The organism is Bradyrhizobium sp. MOS002 (assembly GCF_003020115.1).
Taxonomy (GTDB): domain Bacteria; phylum Pseudomonadota; class Alphaproteobacteria; order Rhizobiales; family Xanthobacteraceae; genus Bradyrhizobium.
In genome coordinates, this window is the sequence record NZ_PYFX01000001.1 from 37,448 (window position 1) to 54,588 (window position 17,141).

18 protein-coding genes are annotated in these 17,141 nt (G+C 64.0%); 13 read left to right on the plus strand and 5 right to left on the minus strand.

Going from position 1 to position 17,141, the window contains the following annotated elements:
• Nucleotides 1-55 precede the first annotated feature (55 nt).
• From C7G41_RS00230 to greA, 3 genes are all read left to right on the plus strand, one after another.
• Nucleotides 56-1,225 (plus strand): MFS transporter, encoded by a 1,170-nt coding sequence (locus tag C7G41_RS00230; protein ID WP_106940714.1) that lies wholly within the window; start codon nt 56-58, stop codon nt 1,223-1,225.
• Between the two features lie 145 nt (nt 1,226-1,370).
• The gene (carB, locus tag C7G41_RS00235; protein ID WP_106940715.1) at nt 1,371-4,835 is read left to right on the plus strand and encodes a carbamoyl-phosphate synthase large subunit; all 3,465 of its coding nucleotides are present in this window, start codon (nt 1,371-1,373) and stop codon (nt 4,833-4,835) included.
• A gap of 212 nt (nt 4,836-5,047) precedes the next feature.
• Nucleotides 5,048-5,521: a transcription elongation factor GreA gene (gene greA, locus C7G41_RS00240; RefSeq protein ID WP_007596674.1), complete on the plus strand. Its 474-nt coding sequence runs from the start codon at nt 5,048-5,050 to the stop codon at nt 5,519-5,521.
• A 189-nt stretch (nt 5,522-5,710) separates the two neighbouring features.
• On the opposite strand, the gene C7G41_RS00245 is transcribed toward greA, so the two are convergent.
• Complete coding sequence (locus C7G41_RS00245; protein WP_199198045.1) at nt 5,711-6,190, minus strand: Lrp/AsnC family transcriptional regulator; 480 nt, start codon at nt 6,188-6,190, stop codon at nt 5,711-5,713.
• A 266-nt stretch (nt 6,191-6,456) separates the two neighbouring features.
• On the opposite strand from C7G41_RS00245, the gene trxB reads away from it, so the two are divergent.
• The 5 genes from trxB (at nt 6,457) to C7G41_RS00265 (ending at nt 10,324) form a co-directional block, all read left to right on the plus strand.
• Entirely contained in the window at nt 6,457-7,422 is a 966-nt protein-coding gene (gene trxB / locus C7G41_RS00250) for a thioredoxin-disulfide reductase (protein WP_106940717.1), read from the plus strand.
• Between the two features lie 5 nt (nt 7,423-7,427).
• Entirely contained in the window at nt 7,428-8,351 is a 924-nt protein-coding gene (locus C7G41_RS00255; protein WP_007614700.1) for a LysR family transcriptional regulator, read from the plus strand.
• 463 nt (nt 8,352-8,814) lie between these two features.
• Entirely contained in the window at nt 8,815-9,723 is a 909-nt protein-coding gene (locus C7G41_RS00260; RefSeq protein WP_106940718.1) for a 4-hydroxy-tetrahydrodipicolinate synthase, read from the plus strand.
• 178 nt (nt 9,724-9,901) lie between these two features.
• Nucleotides 9,902-10,048: a hypothetical protein gene (locus C7G41_RS37585; RefSeq protein WP_199198046.1), complete on the plus strand. Its 147-nt coding sequence runs from the start codon at nt 9,902-9,904 to the stop codon at nt 10,046-10,048.
• A 96-nt stretch (nt 10,049-10,144) separates the two neighbouring features.
• Nucleotides 10,145-10,324, plus strand: coding sequence for a hypothetical protein (locus C7G41_RS00265; protein WP_027565323.1), 180 nt, complete (start codon nt 10,145-10,147; stop codon nt 10,322-10,324).
• 130 nt (nt 10,325-10,454) lie between these two features.
• On the opposite strand, the gene C7G41_RS00270 is transcribed toward C7G41_RS00265, so the two are convergent.
• Together C7G41_RS00270 and C7G41_RS00275 are read right to left on the minus strand one after the other, a co-directional pair.
• The gene (locus C7G41_RS00270; protein WP_007596685.1) at nt 10,455-11,132 is read right to left on the minus strand and encodes a ParA family protein; all 678 of its coding nucleotides are present in this window, start codon (nt 11,130-11,132) and stop codon (nt 10,455-10,457) included.
• A gap of 435 nt (nt 11,133-11,567) precedes the next feature.
• Complete coding sequence (locus tag C7G41_RS00275) at nt 11,568-11,918, minus strand: hypothetical protein (RefSeq protein WP_106940719.1); 351 nt, start codon at nt 11,916-11,918, stop codon at nt 11,568-11,570.
• A 321-nt stretch (nt 11,919-12,239) separates the two neighbouring features.
• Between C7G41_RS00275 and C7G41_RS00280 the strand changes: the two genes are divergently transcribed.
• The 5 genes from C7G41_RS00280 to C7G41_RS00295 all read left to right on the plus strand — a co-directional run bounded on the left by C7G41_RS00280 (nt 12,240) and on the right by C7G41_RS00295 (nt 16,018).
• Nucleotides 12,240-13,406 (plus strand): CaiB/BaiF CoA-transferase family protein, encoded by a 1,167-nt coding sequence (locus tag C7G41_RS00280; RefSeq protein ID WP_106940720.1) that lies wholly within the window; start codon nt 12,240-12,242, stop codon nt 13,404-13,406.
• Nucleotides 13,403-14,332: a CoA ester lyase gene (locus tag C7G41_RS00285; protein ID WP_245446426.1), complete on the plus strand. Its 930-nt coding sequence runs from the start codon at nt 13,403-13,405 to the stop codon at nt 14,330-14,332. The genes C7G41_RS00280 and C7G41_RS00285 overlap by 4 nt, the downstream gene beginning before the upstream one ends.
• 6 nt (nt 14,333-14,338) lie before the next feature.
• Nucleotides 14,339-15,283, plus strand: coding sequence for an AEC family transporter (locus tag C7G41_RS00290; protein ID WP_106940722.1), 945 nt, complete (start codon nt 14,339-14,341; stop codon nt 15,281-15,283).
• Between the two features lie 273 nt (nt 15,284-15,556).
• A complete protein-coding gene (locus C7G41_RS37270) occupies nt 15,557-15,727 on the plus strand; it encodes a hypothetical protein (protein WP_158267980.1) in 171 nt (56 codons plus the stop codon).
• A gap of 24 nt (nt 15,728-15,751) precedes the next feature.
• Nucleotides 15,752-16,018, plus strand: coding sequence for a hypothetical protein (locus tag C7G41_RS00295; protein WP_106940723.1), 267 nt, complete (start codon nt 15,752-15,754; stop codon nt 16,016-16,018).
• A gap of 63 nt (nt 16,019-16,081) precedes the next feature.
• Here the strand turns inward: C7G41_RS00295 and C7G41_RS37590 are convergent, their stop codons facing one another.
• Both C7G41_RS37590 and tenA read right to left on the minus strand, forming a co-directional pair.
• Nucleotides 16,082-16,252 (minus strand): hypothetical protein, encoded by a 171-nt coding sequence (locus tag C7G41_RS37590; protein ID WP_199198047.1) that lies wholly within the window; start codon nt 16,250-16,252, stop codon nt 16,082-16,084.
• Between the two features lie 136 nt (nt 16,253-16,388).
• Nucleotides 16,389-17,051 carry a thiaminase II gene (gene tenA, locus C7G41_RS00300; RefSeq protein ID WP_106940724.1) on the minus strand — a complete coding sequence of 221 codons (663 nt, stop codon included), beginning with the start codon at nt 17,049-17,051 and terminating at the stop codon, nt 16,389-16,391.
• Nucleotides 17,052-17,141: the final 90 nt, after the last annotated feature.

Here is a 17,141-nt window from a genome sequence, read left to right on the forward strand (position 1 = left end):
TTCTGAATCGGTCCGATTGATAGTTCAACAAACGTTGAACATAGGGATTTTTCGGATGAGCGTGTTCTGGTTGGCCCTGGCGGCCTTTGCGATCGGCACGGAAGGCTTTGTCATTGCAGGGCTTTTGCCGGCGATCGCAACCGACCTGGCGATTTCCGTCCCCGCTGCCGGGCAGCTGGTCACGGCCTACGCCCTCACCTATGCGGTCGGCTCGCCGATCCTGGCGGTAACATTGAACAATATCGACCGCCGCACCGTGCTGGCCCTGGCGCTATCGACCTTCATCGCCGGAAACCTCGCGGCGATGGTGGCATCGAATTACATCCTGCTGCTGGCCTCGCGCATGCTGATGGCGCTGGGCTCCGGGCTGTGCATGCCGACCGCGCTGGCCGTATCCGTGGCCGTCGCCGCGCCGGAGCGACGCGGCCGCGCGGTGGCGCTGGTGACCTCGGGCCTCACGGTTGCGACCGTCATCGGCGTTCCCCTCGGCAATCTCGTCGGCAGCCTGCTCGGCTGGCGCGCGACCTTTGCCATGGTCGCCCTGATCGGCGCCGTCGCGCTCGCAGGCCTCCTGCTCGGCCTGCCCCGCGGCCTGCCGCGCAACACGGCCTCGCTCAGCGATCGGCTGGCGGTGGCGCGTCACCGCAATGTCCTGGTTGCGCTTCTGATCACGATTTTATGGGCGCTCGGCGGCTTCACGGTATTCACCTATTTCGCGGTCCCGCTGCGCGGCCTTGGATTCGATGCTTCGCAGATCAGCCTCGCGCTGTTGGTGTTCGGCGGCGCCGCCGCGATCGGCAACATGCTCGGCGGCGTCCTGGCCGACCGGCTCGGCACGCTCGTCACGGCAGGTCTCGGGCTTGCCGGCATGGCCAGCGCGCTGATCCTGGATTCGCTGATCCTGAAGCTGATGCCGGGGCAGGCGCATTATGCGGTGCTGGGCGCGATCTTCCTCTGGGGCATCTCGGGATGGGCGTTCTACCCGGCCCAGGTCGCCAGCATCATCCGGATCGAGCCGCAGGCCTCGATGATCGCGCTCTCGCTCAACGCCTCGGCCATGTATCTCGGCTTTGCGATCGGTGGAGCCCTGGGCGGCGCCGTGCTTGCGGCGTGGAGCCCGGCCGATCTCGGCTGGGTCGGCGGATTGAGCGTTTCGGCGGCTCTTCTGGTCCATCTCGCCCGGGGCTGGCAGGCCCGGCCAAAACCGGTCAAAATTGCCGGTTGATGGGCGTTTTTCGGGGTTTCGCCGCCCCGAAAACTGTTCTAAGACCCACCCCGCGCGCGAGGGGGGACCACCGCGCTCTCGGCCAAAGGGACGCGCAGCAGGCGCGCCCTTTTTTTGTGCCCAAATTCCACTTCGGCGAGAGTTGATGCCCAAACGTACAGACATCACCACCATCCTGATCATCGGCGCCGGTCCCATCGTGATCGGCCAGGCCTGCGAGTTCGACTATTCGGGCACCCAGGCGGTGAAGACGCTGAAGGAAGAGGGCTATCGCATCGTCCTCGTCAATTCCAATCCGGCCACCATCATGACCGACCCGGAATTGGCCGATGCCACCTATATCGAGCCGATCACGCCCGAGATCGTCGCGAAAATCATCGAGAAGGAACGTCACGTCATTCCCGGCGGCTTCGCGCTGCTGCCGACCATGGGCGGACAGACCGCGCTGAACTGCGCGCTGTCGCTGCGCCAGCAGGGCACGCTCGACAAGTTCGACGTCGAGATGATCGGCGCCACCGCGGACGCGATCGACAAGGCCGAGGACCGCCAGCTGTTCCGCGAAGCCATGACCAAGATCGGGCTCGAGACGCCGAAGTCGCGGCTCGCCAACGCCTCCGCCCTGAAGAAGTCCTTCCGCGACAAGTACCAGGCCGAACGCGCAAAGGCGTCGGGGGCGGCGCTCGAAGAGCTCGAGCGGCAATGGGCGCTCGGCGAGAGCGACCGCCGCAAGCGCTACCAGGAATATGCGCTCGGCCAGGCGCTGATGGCTCTGTCCGAGATCGGCCTGCCCGCGATCATCCGCCCCTCCTTCACCATGGGCGGCACCGGCGGCGGCATTGCCTACAACAAGGAAGAGTTCCTCGACATCATCGAGCGCGGCCTGGATGCGTCTCCCACCAACGAAGTGCTGATCGAAGAATCCGTGCTCGGTTGGAAAGAGTACGAGATGGAGGTGGTGCGCGACAAGAACGACAATTGCATCATCGTCTGCTCGATCGAGAACCTCGATCCGATGGGCGTGCACACCGGCGATTCCATCACGGTGGCCCCGGCGCTGACGCTGACCGACAAGGAATACCAGATCATGCGCGACGCCTCGCTGGCGGTGCTGCGCGAGATCGGCGTCGAGACCGGCGGCTCCAACGTGCAGTTCGGCGTCAATCCCGAAGACGGCCGCATGGTCGTCATCGAGATGAATCCGCGCGTGTCGCGTTCCTCCGCCTTGGCTTCGAAAGCCACCGGCTTTCCGATCGCAAAGGTCGCCGCCAAGCTTGCGGTCGGCTACACGCTCGACGAAATCGCCAACGACATCACCGGCGGCGCCACGCCGGCCTCGTTCGAGCCGACGATCGACTATGTCGTCACCAAGGTGCCGCGTTTCGCCTTCGAGAAATTCCCGGGTGCCTCCACCACGCTGACCACGTCGATGAAGTCGGTCGGCGAAGTCATGGCGATCGGCCGCACCTTCCAGGAAAGCCTTCAGAAGGCATTGCGCGGGCTCGAGACCGGCCTCACCGGCCTCGACGAAATCGAGATCGAAGGTCTCGGCCGCGACGACGACAAGAATGCGATCCGCGCCGCGCTCGGCACGCCGACGCCGAACCGGCTGCTCCAGGTCGCGCAGGCGATGCGGCTCGGCTGGTCGGACGAGGAGATCTTCAATTCCTGCAAGATCGATCCGTGGTTCCTCAGCGAGATGCGCGGCATCGTCGACATGGAAGCGAAGGTCCGCAAGAACGGCCTGCCGGGCAACGCCTTCGGCATGCGCACGCTCAAGGCCATGGGCTTCTCCGATGCGCGGCTTGCGGTGATCGCGGAGACGACGGAGGCGGAGGTCACGGCGAAGCGCCACGCGCTCGGCGTTCGCCCGGTCTACAAGCGCATCGACACCTGCGCGGCCGAGTTCGCCTCGCCCACGGCCTACATGTATTCGACCTATGAGGCGCCATTCGCGGGCGCGCCTGCGGACGAGAGCTCGCCGTCCGACAAGAAGAAGGTCATCATCCTCGGCGGCGGACCGAACCGCATCGGCCAGGGCATCGAGTTCGACTATTGCTGCTGTCACGCCTGCTTCGCGCTGCACGACGCCGGCTACGAATCCATCATGGTCAACTGCAACCCAGAGACGGTGTCGACCGACTACGACACTGCCGACCGGCTCTATTTCGAGCCGCTCACCGCCGAGGACGTGCTGGAGATCATCGCGAAGGAACGCACGAACGGCACGCTGCACGGCGTGATCGTGCAGTTCGGCGGCCAGACCCCGCTCAAGCTCGCGCGCGCGCTGGAAGCCGCCGAAGTGCCGATCCTCGGCACCTCGCCCGATGCCATCGACCTTGCGGAAGACCGCGACCGCTTCAAGCGGGTGCTCGACAAGCTGCGGCTGAAGCAGCCCAAGAACGGCATCGCCTATTCGGTCGAGCAAGCGCGCCTGGTCGCGACCGATCTCGGCCTGCCGCTGGTGGTGCGCCCGTCCTACGTGCTCGGCGGCCGCGCGATGCAAATCATCCGCGAGGAGAACCAGCTCAGCGATTACCTGCTGGGCACGCTGCCGGAGCTGGTGCCGGGGGACGTCAAGGCGCGCTACCCGAACGACAAGACCGGCCAGATCAACACCGTGCTCGGCAAGAACCCGCTGCTGTTCGACCGCTATCTGTCCGATGCGACCGAGATCGACGTCGACTGCCTCTGCGACGGTAAGGACACCTTCATCGTCGGCATCATGGAGCACATCGAGGAAGCCGGCATCCATTCCGGCGACAGCGCCTGCTCGCTGCCGCCGCACTCGCTGGACGACAAGATGATCGAGGAGCTGGAGCGGCAGACCCGCGAGCTGGCGCTCGGCCTCGACGTCGTCGGCCTGATGAACGTGCAATACGCCATCAAGGACGGCGAGATCTACGTGCTCGAAGTCAATCCGCGCGCCTCGCGCACGGTGCCCTTTGTCGCCAAGGTGGTCGGCACGCCGGTCGCGAAGATCGCGGCGCGCATCATGGCCGGCGAGAAGCTTGCCGATTTCAAGCTGAAGAAGGCGAAGTTCGACCATGTCGGCGTGAAGGAATCGGTGTTTCCGTTCGCCCGCTTTCCGGGGGTCGATACCGTGCTCGGCCCCGAGATGCGCTCGACCGGAGAGGTCATGGGCATCGACCGCTCCTTCGCGGTGGCGTTCGCCAAGAGCCAGCTCGGCGGCGGCACGCGGGTGCCGCGCAAGGGCACGGTGTTCGTCTCGGTTCGCGAGAGCGACAAGACGCGCATCACCGAGGCCGTTCGCGAGCTGCATTCGCTCGGCTTCAAGGTGCTGGCGACGTCTGGCACGGCCCGCTTCCTGACCGACCAGGGCATCCCGACCGAGAAGGTGAACAAGGTGCTGGAGGGGCGGCCGCACATCGTCGACGCCATTACCAATGGCGAGATCCAGCTCGTCTTCAACACCACCGAAGGCCCGCAGGCGCTCGCCGACAGCCGTTCGTTGCGGCGCGCCGCCCTCTTGCATAAAGTGCCGTATTACACCACTCTTTCCGGGGCCGTGGCGGCCGCGCAGGGCATCCGCGCCTATCTGGGCGGGGACCTTGAGGTTCGGACCCTGCAGAGCTACTTTTCGGAAACCTGATCGCGAGCGGGAGCCCCAACCTACCGCTAAGTGATTGGCGATGAAGCCACTATGGCCGGAGGAACTGTCCGGCCATAAGGTTGTTCTGTTCCGGTGCCAAGCCCATATGAACGTTCGGCGGCACGCGCGTTGAGCCCCCGGACAGACTGACGAATCAAGTTGCGTGCGCGCTGACATGTCAGGGCGCGCGCGACCGAAGGACGAGAGAAGAGATGGAAAAGGTACCGATGACTGCGGGCGGCTTTGCCGCGCTCGGGGAAGAACTGAAGAAGCGCCAGTCGGAGGACCGTCCGCGGATCATCGAGCATATCGCCGAGGCGCGCTCGCACGGAGACCTGTCGGAGAACGCGGAATACCACGCCGCGAAGGAAGAGCAGTCCCACAATGAAGGCCGCATCGCCGAGCTCGAGGACAAGCTCGCCCGCGCCGACATCATCGACATCTCGAAGCTGTCCGGCGACACCATCAAGTTCGGCGCGACCGTGACACTGGTCGACGAGGACACCGAAAAGAAGACGGTGTGGCAGATCGTCGGCGAGGTCGAGGCCGACGCCAAGAAGGGCCGCATCTCCATCACCTCGCCGCTCGCGCGCGCGCTGATCGGCAAGAAGAAAGGGTCAACCGTCGAGGTCAACGCACCCGGCGGCGCCAAGGCTTATGAGATCACCAAGGTGGAGTGGCGGTAGCGATTTGCCGTCGCGTGTGAACTGAAAAAGGCCGCGCACTGCGCGGCCTTTTTTGTATCTGCGTGTTGCTGGGAATGAGGCGGGATGATCTCTCACCCCTCGTCATCGCGAGCGCAGCGAAGCAATCCAGAGTCTCTCCGCGGAGGCAGCCTGGATTGCTTCGCTCCGCTCGCAATGACGGAGGAGACGCTACCTTCTTCCCCTCACGTCGAGCGGCACGGCCGCCTCGTATTTCGAATTGTGCAGCACCAGCGAGGTCCGCACGTTGCGGACGTGCGGGGCTGCGGTCAGGTGGGTGACGAAATCCTGAAAGGTGGCCATGTCGGGTGCGACGCATTTCAGGATGAAATCGACTTCGCCCGACAACATCCAGCACTCGCGCACCAGCGGCTCGGCGCGGACGAACTCCTCGAAGGCCCGCAAATCGGCCTCGGCCTGGCTGGAGAGGTGCACAGCGGCAAACACCGTGACGTCGAAGCCGAGCTTTCGCGCGTCCAGAAGCCCGCGATAGCCTTGGATATACCCCTCCTCCTCCAGCGCCCGCACGCGGCGCAGGCAGGGCGGTGGCGAAATGCCGACGCGCTTGGCCAGCTCGACATTCGTGATTCGACCGTCGGCCTGAATCTCGGTGAGAATTTTCAGGTCGATCTCGTCTAGGTTCCGCGACACGTGATTGGAACTCCTGGGCCTTTTCGGCGGTATTGGTGGCTCTGTCGCAATCCTCATAGCCCAGACCGCACGACCTGCGCAATTTTATTGCGCGTGCAGCGCAATCGACTTTTGTTCCCTGTTGGAAAAATCCGCCGACAGGGAATGCAATTCTTGCATAGCTCACCAGAAGGCTTAGATTACCTCTGATATTTCAGCGCCTCCGCGAGGCCTCCCGGCACGTTCCGCGCCCGCGCTGCAGTCCCCCGTGAAAGGCATCTGTCGAAATGTCCGCCGCTGTCCATGCAAAGGTCGTCATCATCGGCTCCGGCCCCGCCGGCTACACGGCGGCGATCTATGCCGCGCGGGCGATGCTCGAGCCGATCCTGATCCAGGGCATCCAGGCGGGCGGCCAGCTCACCATCACCACCGACGTCGAGAACTATCCGGGTTTCGCCGACGTGATCCAGGGCCCCTGGCTGATGGAGCAGATGGAGAAGCAGGCGCTGCACGTGGGCACCCAGATCAAGACCGATCTGGTGACCAAGCTCGACACCTCGCAGCGCCCCTTTCGCCTGACCTGCGATAGCGGCGACGTCTATCTCGCCGACACCGTCATCCTCGCCACCGGCGCCCAAGCGCGCTGGCTCGGGCTGCCGTCCGAAACGAAATTCCAGGGCGGCGGCGTTTCGGCCTGTGCCACCTGTGACGGCTTCTTCTACCGCAACAAGGACGTCGTGGTGGTCGGGGGCGGCAATACCGCGGTCGAGGAAGCCCTGTACCTCACCAACCATGCCTCGCAGGTCACCATCGTGCATCGTCGCGATCACTTCCGCGCCGAACGCATCCTGCAGGAGCGTCTGTTCAAGCACCCGAAGATCAAGGTGATCTGGGACTCAGCCGTCGACGAGATCTGCGGCACCGAGAACCCGAACAAGGTCACCCATGTGCGACTGAAGAACGTCAAGACCGGCGCCTTGACCGATGTGCCGACCGACGGCGTCTTTGTCGCCATCGGGCATGCCCCGGCGACCGAACTCGTGGCCGGCCAGATCAAGCTGAAACCGTCGGGCTATGTCGAGGTCGCCCCGAACTCGACCGCCACCTCGGTCCCCGGCTTGTTCGCCGCCGGCGACGTCGCCGACGAAACCTATCGTCAAGCGGTCACGGCGGCCGGTCTCGGCTGCATGGCAGCGCTCGAGGCGGAACGATTTTTGGCCCTGCGCGCCAGCGAGCGCGCGGCAGCGGAATAGGCATCATGGCACGAACACGCGACGGATTTACGGATATGGACTGGGACAAGCTGAAGGTGTTTCACGCCGCGGCGGAAGCGGGCAGCTTCACGCACGCAGGCGAGCAGCTCGGCCTGTCGCAATCGGCGGTGTCACGCCAGGTCTCGGCACTGGAGCAGGAGCTCTCGGTCTCGCTGTTCCACCGCCACGCCCGCGGCCTGATCCTCACCGAACAGGGCGACCTCCTGTTCCGCACCGCCCATGACGTGTTCATGCAGCTGCAGGCGGCGCGCGCGAAATTGACCGACAGCCGCGAGCGGCCGAGCGGCGATCTCAAGATCACCACCACGCCCGGCGTCGGCATCAACTGGCTGATCCCCAGGCTCGGCGAATTCACTGCGCTCTATCCGGAAATCCGGATCTCGCTGATCGTCACCGACGAGGAGCTTGATCTGTCGATGCGCGAGGCCGACGTCGCGATCCGCACGCGCAAGCCGACACAGCCGGATCTCATCCAGCGCAAGCTGTTTGCGATGGGCTTCCACGCCTATTGCTCGCCCGACTACATCAAGCGCTTCGGCACGCCGCGCACGCTGGAGGAGCTCGACTCCCACCGCATCATCACGCTCTCCGACGGCAACTTCGCGCCGCATCTTCAGAACCGCAACTGGCTGGTCGAAGCGGGGCGCAACGGCTCGGGTCCGCGCGAAGCCTATTTCAGGGTCAACAACATTCTCGGCCTCGTCCGCGCCTGTCAGCAGGGCCTCGGCATCGCCGCGCTGCCGGACTATCTGATCGAAGAACAGAGTCGCCTCGTTCAGCTGTTCGGCGAATCGGATTCGATCCAGCTCGACACGTATTTTGTTTATCCGGAAGAGCTGAAGACGGTCGCGCGCGTGCAAGTGTTCCGCGACTTCGTGGTGAGCAAGGCGCAGCGCTGGCCGTCCTGATTTCCGCATGTCTGACATGCGGCTTGGACGCTTGATGCATGGCGCGAAGCTAGCCCATAATCTCTTCACGCTGAGCCTTCGCGTTGCGCATTTGTCCCCCTCCTCCAGTGGCGCGGGAGTTCAGTAATCCCTCTTGGAAGGTGATTGTGTCGGCCTCACGTGGCCAATACCTTAAGCCGGGCTCGATCGAGCCCGGCTTTTTTTTGGCTGATAAGGCCGTCGCCTTCCGCGTGTATTGACAGTTCCATGCTTACCCCGCATCATTTGCTAATGATCACGAAGTCGTGCGCAATCTCGTCGAAGGCAATCGCCTCGAAAAAAGGCCCCCATCTGGGGACCTCGGATTTTTGCACGCGCTAACAGCCTTCGTCATCGCGAGCCGAAACTTCGAAAACCCCGCCGCCTGGACGGGGTTTTTTCATGTGCCCTCGTCTCAGGATTTTTCCCGAGAAGGAGATGGAACATGACCGGACTACAGGAACATTTACACGGGCTCTGGCTGCCGCTGATAACGCCATTTCGCGACGGCGCGCTCGACGAGAGGTCGCTGCGCCGGCTCACCCGGCATTACGGCGGACAGGCCGTTGACGGCTTCATCCTGGGGGCGACCTCCGGTGAAGGCATGACGCTGCGCGACGCCGAGCTCGAACGCCTCGTCGCAATCGTGCGCGACGAGCTGACCACCGCCCATAGCAAGACTCCGGTCTGCCTCGGACTTTCAGGCGCGGATACCTCGCGGCTGAAGGAGCGTCTCGACGAGACCGCGGACTGGCCGATCGACGGCTATCTGATCGCGAGCCCGTATTATGTGCGGCCGTCGCAGCGCGGGCTGCTGGCGCATTTCGAGGCGCTCGCCGATCACGCCGCCTGGCCGCTCGCGCTCTACAACATCCCCTATCGCACCTCGGTCAACATCACCAACCAGACGCTGCTGCGACTTGCCGAGCATCCGAACATCATCGGCCTGAAGGATTGCGGCGCGAGCCGCGAGCAATCCATCGCGCTGCTGCGCGACAGGCCTGCGGACTTTCGCGTGCTGACCGGCGAGGATGCGAATTATTTCGAGGCGATCAGCGACGGCGCCGACGGCGGCATCGTGCTGTCAGCCCATCTCGAGACCGCGACGTTTGCGGCTGTCCATGCCGAGCTGAAGCGCGGCAACCCTGATGCGGCGCTGGCGCGCTGGCAGGAGGTCGCGGACCTGACGCGCCTGTTGTTCACCGAGCCCAGTCCCGCGCCGGCAAAATACTGGCTGTGGCGCACGGGCCTGATCGACAGCCCCGAAGTGCGTCTGCCGATGGTCGAGATCGGCAGCGAACTCGCAGTCCAGCTCGACCGCGAGATCGAGCGGCGGATGGAAGTCGCGGCGTAGCGATAGCCCCTCACCCCACCCTCTCCCCGTAAGAACGGGGAGAGGGAGCGAGAGAGCGGAGTGCGTGGTTAACCGCGCCCCAACGGCCTTCGCTGCTGCCGCATGGCGCATCCACGGCTCGTTTACGCAAACGCGCCTATCGTCTTCGTTCAAAGACTTTTCAAATGGGGGAATGATCATGGGGCAACGCATCCGCCCGACGGCGGCAGACATGTTCGCGTCGGCCGATTTCATGCGGGGAATTCTGGTGGTGTCGTCGTTCGGCTTCTGGGCGGTGACGCTCGGCCTGATGCCGGTGCTGGTATTTCGGGTCTGGCTGGCCTGACGCAAGCACGTCCGGATGGTTAATCCGTGGTAGCAGCTGTGTTCGAAAGCGCGCGAAACTGCGACGCGGAATTTTAAAATATCTCACGTAGCGTTCATGCCCATAAGCGAAGAAATCGCGGGGGCGTTTGTGAATAGTCATAACGAAGTGGCGTCGCATTACGACGCTGGACAGCAGGGCTTTACCACCGAGGACATTCTCTGGGCCGCCGGCATCTGGTCGGTGATCCTCACCCTGTCGCCGGTGATCGTGTTCTACATGCTGATGGTGGCGTAACTTTCCAGCCACTCTTTAGAGCACGATCTTATCGGAAAACCGCTTCACACTTTTCCGGATCGTGCTCGCCCAAAAACGCAAAACGCGCGGATGTCCGCGCGTTTTTCGTCCGGGGAATGATTTAAGAAAATTACGCCGCCTGCTTGTGCATTGCGCCGGAAGCCGACGCCGTGCCGCGAATAGCCTTCACCGAACGTTCGATCGCCGCCCACAGCCTTGCGATTTCCTGCGCCGCACGGCTCTCGGCCTGATATTCCCGCGCGCCCTCGCCGTGGCTGAGCGCCATCAGCAGATCCGAACGGTTGGTGATCTGGCCGCCCCACACCGGAGCACGGAATTTCGCCAGCGCCTCGCGGGCGATGGTGACGATCGGGCTTTCGGACTCGTCGCGGCGCGCCGGCGCACCGTTGAGCACGACCGCGTAGGGCTTGCGCGCCGCACGACACATCTGGATCGTTTCCTGCACCGCGTTGACGTCGAACACGCCGGGACGGGCGGGAATCACCACCATGGTGGCATTGCGGATGGCGTCGTCGACGACGGCCGACAGGTTCGGCGGCGTGTCGATCAACACCCATTCATAACCGTCGCGCTTGGCAGCGGAGACGATGCCGCTGACCGAGTTCACCGCGGACTTGATCGGCGGCTCGTTGGTGCCACGCAGCTTGTGCCACAGCGTGAGCGAGCCCTGCGGATCCGCATCGACGAGCAGGATCGGCTTGGTCGCCTTGATCTGCGCGGCGAGATGCGCGGCCAAGGTACTCTTGCCTGAGCCACCTTTACGCGATGCAAAAACAATAACGTTCATACCTCTGCCTCCAGATTGACCCCAGGCGGCGAAAATGAATCACCGCGGTGATTCGGGAAAGAAAAATTTATCATAAGTCATGCTGGAGCCATGAAATAACAAAGCGCGTTGGCTTTTGAGTCACACTGCTGCGTGCGACGACGGCTTCACAGCAGCAATCGTGCGTTTTTTGAGCAGTCCAGCGGGAAAAAATGGAATGCAACCTCGCCGCGCAACCGCTCCGCGACTCGTTTCCATCCCCCGTGGTCGCAAGCATCCGCACGCGGAGGCGAACAAAACGAGTCCGGTGGCTGGTGTGGGGCTGATGCCCCGCTCAGTTTGACTCAAAGCACAGCGAACGAGGGGCCGGACACGCAAATGCCCGGGACTTGGAACGCACTGCGCGCTTTGGCCCGGGCATGATCGAGTTTCGAAAAGGGAACGCGGTGCCCGCGTTCAGCCGTCGCTGGATTTCTTCTTCTTGGCCGTCTTCGTGCTCTTCTTCGCGGCTTTGGGCGCGATGCTGGTCGGCTTGCCGGCGCGGGGGGCGGCCGCCATGCCCGGCTCCGGTCCCGGCCGGAAGAACACCCGGCACTGCGGCGAGAGCTGCGACTTCTTCTGGATCATGCAGGCGGTGATGGCGTCGACGTTTGGAACGAAGTCACCGCACAGCCGCATCGCATCGGGGGTGCAGGCCTGCTGCTCCTCCTGGGAGTAGGCAAAGCCTTCACCCGGATGGATCAGGACGGCCAGGGCGATCCCCGTGATCGCAGCAGCCAGAGATTTCTTAAAGCGGAACGCCGGCATCGATCCCCCCAAATGTCGAGTCGGAGCGGATAGTGGGTGAACGGGGGTTCGTTGGCAACGAGGGGAAATGCGAAAGGCCGGACCTGTGCGGTCTCGGCAACAGGGTGCCTCTCAAACAAAAACGCGAAAACAACCCCATGCACAGTAGCCAAGTCCATGGTGGCATTGAACTTTGCGGATCGCAATTTGCGGATTTTACGAAATGAGATTTGACTCGTCGGGCAAAACAGGAGCATCATGCCATCATCACAGGATGTGCGTGGGGTGGTCGGCTTGTCTCCTGCGCTGGTCGAAAGCGTAAGCGGGAGCGGAGACGATTGCATGGAGCGAAATGAGGCGGAGCTGCCACTGTCGGGCGTGACGGTGGTCTCGCTCGAGCAGGCGATTGCGGCTCCTCTTGCCAGCCGGCATCTTGCGGACTGGGGCGCGCGCGTCATCAAGATCGAGCGGCCGGGCGATGGCGATTTCTGCCGCGACTACGATCACGTGATGAACGGGATGTCGAGCCAGTTCGTCTGGACCAACAGGTCGAAGGAGAGCCTCGCCATCGACATCAAGAGCCCTGATGGCCAGAAGGTGCTCGAGGCCTTGCTGCCGCAGGCCGACGTCTTCATCCAGAACCTGGCGCCCGGCGCGGCGGAACGGCTCGGCCTCGATGCCGCATCGCTGCTGCGGAAGTTTCCCCGGATCATCGCCTGCGACGTGTCGGGCTATGGCGCGGGCGGACCCTACAGCGACAAGAAGGCCTACGATCTCCTGGTCCAGTGCGAGGCCGGCGTGCTCGCCATCAACGGCACCGAGGCGGAGCCCGCCAAGGTCGGGCTTTCCGTGGTCGATATCGCCACCGGCATGTACATCCTCAACGGCGTCCTGATGGCGCTGTATCGCCGCGAGCGGACCGGCAAGGGCACCGCCTTCCAGGCCTCGCTGTTCGATTCCATCACGGACTGGATGAGCTATCCCGCCTTCTACACGCAGAGTACGGGCCGGCCGCTGCCGCGCACCGGGGCAAGGCATGCAACGATAGCGCCGTATGGCCCTTTCCGCGTCGGCGACGGCAATACGATCTTCTTCGGCATCCAGAACGACCGGGAATGGCGATCGCTGTGCGCCGTCGTGCTTGGCGATGCGGCCTTTGCCGACCATCCCCGCTTCCGCACCAATCCGCTGCGCATGCAGAACAGGGACGATTTGCAGGTCCATATCGAGCAGCGTTTTGCAGCGATGACCAGTGAACAGGTGCTGCGGCTGCTCGACGAGGCCTCGATCGCCAACGCGCATCTGAATTCGGTCGAGGCTTTCCTGGAGCACGAGCAGCTCCGCTCCCGCGACCGCGTGCAGACGGTTGGCACTCCGTGCGGACCGGTGATGAGCTTCCTGCCGGCCCTCACCATTCCCGGCCTGTCGCCCAGAATGGATCCGGTGCCTGGCGTCGGGCAGCACAACCCATCCATCCTCAGCGAACTCGGTCTCGCAAAGGAGACATGACGATGGCTCCTCAGCGGCCGACGCGGGTCTATCTGGCCGTTCCCGCGCATCGCTCCCGTCTCGTCGCCAAGGCGGCTGCCTCGGCGGCGGATGCGGTGTTCATGGACCTCGAGGACGCGGTGCCGCCGTCCGAGAAGAGCGTGGCACTGGAAGAAGCCGCGGGGGCGCTGTCCTCGCTGGACTGGGGCAGCAAGGTCGTCGCGGTCAGGCTCAACGCCGTCGACAGCCCCTTCATCGCGCAGGAAATCCGCAAGCTCGCTGCGCTGCCCAGGCTGGATTCGGTGATCGTGCCGAAGGCGGAACGCCCGAGCGACATCGCCGCCATTGCCGATCAGCTGCGCGCGGCCGCGCCGGATCGCCCCTCGCCCGTGACGCTCGAACTGCTGATCGAGACGGCGCTGGGTCTCGTCAATGTCGATGCGCTCGCCGCCGCGCACGACAGCGTCGGCGCCCTTCATCTCGGTGTCGGCGATTTCGCCGCCTCGATCGGCGCCCGCTCCTCCGAAATCGGCGCCTCGCCGGACGGCTACCGCCACGTGGGCTCCGCCCAGAGCGGCTATGCCTCCGCCCCGCTCGATCTGTTCGCCTATCCGATGATGCGCCTGCTGGTGGCCGCGCGCGCCTTCGGCCTGCGCGCCATCGACGGGCCGTGCGGCGCGTTTCGGGATGGCAAGCTGACCGAAAGCAGCGCGCTCAAGGCGGCCGCGATGGGTTTTGACGGCAAGCAGGTGATCCATCCCGACCAGATCGAACCGACGCTGCGGGCGTTCGTCCCGTCCGACACTGAGCTCGCGCACGCGCGGCGGGTGGTCGAGGCCATGGAGCAGGCCGAGGCGCAGGGCCAGGGCGCGGTGACCCTCGACGGCAAGATGATCGACTATGCCAATGTGCGGATGGCGCGCCGGATCATCGAGATGGGGTCGTAGCGGCGCATGGCCACCGTGCTGATCGTCGCGCCGGTGTTTGCGCTGATCGCGGCCGGCTATGCCGCCGTGCTGTTTCGCTTCGTCTCCGAGACCTCGCACAAGGGCATCAGCGAGTTCGCCTTCAGCATCGCGATCCCCGCTCTGCTGTTCCGCACCATCGTCGTCTCGGAATTTTCCGGCGTCAGCCCCTACAGGATGTGGGGCTCCTATTACGGCGCGCTCGCGCTCACCTGGATCGCGGCGCTCATCCTCTCGGCGTTGCTGCGGAAGCGGCGCGAGGATCGCGAGGACGGCGTCGTGTTCGCGATCGGCTCGGTCTACGGCAACATCGTGATGCTCGGCATTCCCCTCACGCTCTCGGCGCTGGGCAACGAGGCGGCAGGCCCGATGGCGCTGATCCTCTCGGTGAACACGCCGCTGCTCTGGCTCAGCGGCATCCTGCAAATGGAATGGGTCGGCCGCAAGCAGACCGGCTCGGCGCTATCGGTGATCCGGCCCGTGCTCACGGATCTCGCGCGCAATCCGCTGATGCTGGGGATCGGGTTCGGCGTGGTCTGGCGTTTCACCGGCCTCGGCCTCCATCCCGTCGTCGACAGGACCGTCGAGTTGCTGGCGCAGGCGGGATCGCCGGCGGCGCTGATCGCGCTCGGCATCAACCTGTTCCGGTTCGAAGTCAAGGGCGAGATGTTGAGCGTCGTCGTGATGAGCGCGCTGAAACTGCTGGCGATGCCGGCGGCCGCCTTCGTGCTGGCAAAGCTGCTCGGCCTGCCGCCGCTCGCGGCCGGCGTCGTCGTGCTGTTCGCGGCGATGCCGACCGGCGCGAATGCGTACATCTTCGCGGTTCAGTATCAGCGGCTGGTGAACCCGGTGTCGGGCGCGGTGGCGCTGGGGACGTTGTTGGCGGCGGTGACGTTGCCGGTGGTGGTGATCGTGGTGGCACGTCTCAACTAGGCCGCGAGGCGCGTCCCGCTTCGGCAGGTCGCTATCCGCCGGATCAACGCAATCCCAGGAATGACAGAATTACGCCAACCACGACCACGAGACCGACGAGATAGATAATTCCGTTCATGGCTCAGCTCCTCAGCGTTGTTTGTCCCTGCCGCATACAAACACGCTGGCCGCCGAAAAGGTCCGCCGCACCCCTTGCCGATTTTTCCCGAACGAAGGAACGAATGGCCTCCCTGCCGCTTCTGAATGCGGGACTGTCTGGAACGAGAGGGATCGATGGGTGTCTGGCATCAAATCGCCAATGCGACGACGACGATTGCATTTTCGATTTGCCTGTTCATCGCCTCGCAGACGTACGTCACGTCCCGCTTGTCCGCTGCAGAATTCTCAACCTTGAACGTCCTGAAGCTGCGAAGCGCGGGATATCGCGCGCCGCGTGATCTCTGAGCCGGACGCAGCATGCCACTCGCAATGTCCCTGATCGTGGACGGCTATGTGCGGCTGAGGGATCGCGACGCCCTGGAGAAGCTGCGCGTCCATCGCATTACAATGCTGGAAGCGGCGAAGTCCGTTGCCGAACTGGACAACAGCCGGATGCTTGCCACTCTTGAAGAGGAAATCGAATTGATCAGTGCGGGGTTGTCCGGGTTGAACGCCGGGCAGGACGAGCGAAAGCTCGCGCCCGGCGGCGATCAGGAGATTTCTCCGACGATCCGTGATCCAGATCGGCAAGCGTGAATCATTCCACGGTCGTGCCCGCAATTCCGAAAAACCGCCGGCGCGGGGCGCCGCGTGATCGGCTCAGGCAGCCCAGTCCACAATTGCGTCAATGAACGTCCGAGCCTGGCGGATCGCATCCAGCCTGGTCGCACAGACACCGACCGACACCGTCCGGCCCTTGCCCACGGTCCACTGCCAACCGGACAAATAGCGCATCTCAACGATCGAGAAGCTGACGCCGCGATGTTTCACGGAGGACCTCCGCTGACATGTTGCTGTGCGAGAAGACTACGCGAAATGATGAATGTGGTCTAGCGGGGACGGCCGACAGACGTGGTTTCGGCTAAGCCGCAGGAATCGTAACGGAAGCTCGGCGCTATTGAACCGGCTAGCCCGCGCGCCAGGCCATCTGCCAGAAGTCTGCCTCGAGTCGGGTGGCTTCCTTGAAGATCGCAATCAGCTCTGCCTCGCGGGCCGGCGTGGCGTAGAGATCGGCGAGATGCTCCATATGCGCCCGCGCTCTGGCAGCGACCTCCTGGTACGGCGCACCGGCGTACTCGGCGATCCAAACGCGATAGGCGTTCGTCGCAGCGTCCGCGAGGGGGAACGAGGCGAGCCGCGTTGCGATCTCCGCGTACCCGATCACGCAGGGGGCAAGCGCCACCTTGAGAGCCAGCAGGTCGCCGCGCATTCCCGCGTCGAGCACGTAGCGTGTATAGGCCAGCATCTCGGCCGCCGGAGGGGCCTGTTCAAGATCGGTCGGGGACAGACCCCAATCGGCGCAGAGCTTCACATGCAGGTTCATCTCGACATCAATGATGGCCGAAAGGCCGGCCGCGGCTTCACGCATGTCGGCAAGCCGGGGCGACTTGTAGACCGCGAGCGCGTAGGCGCGAGCAAACTCGATGAGGAACAAATAGTCCTGAACGAGGTAGTGACGAAACGCCGCTTCAGGGAGCGAGCCGTCCGCCAATCCGTTCGTGAAGGGATGCTCGGTGTAGGCCCGCCACTCAACGGATGCTTCTGTCTTGAGACGCTCGAAGAAACTCACGATCTTGTCTGCCCGGCCTGCTTGTCCATGAACGTCTTTGGCAAGCTACCGATAGCGCATTGCGGACCGAGTGGCTACGGTGACCGCGGA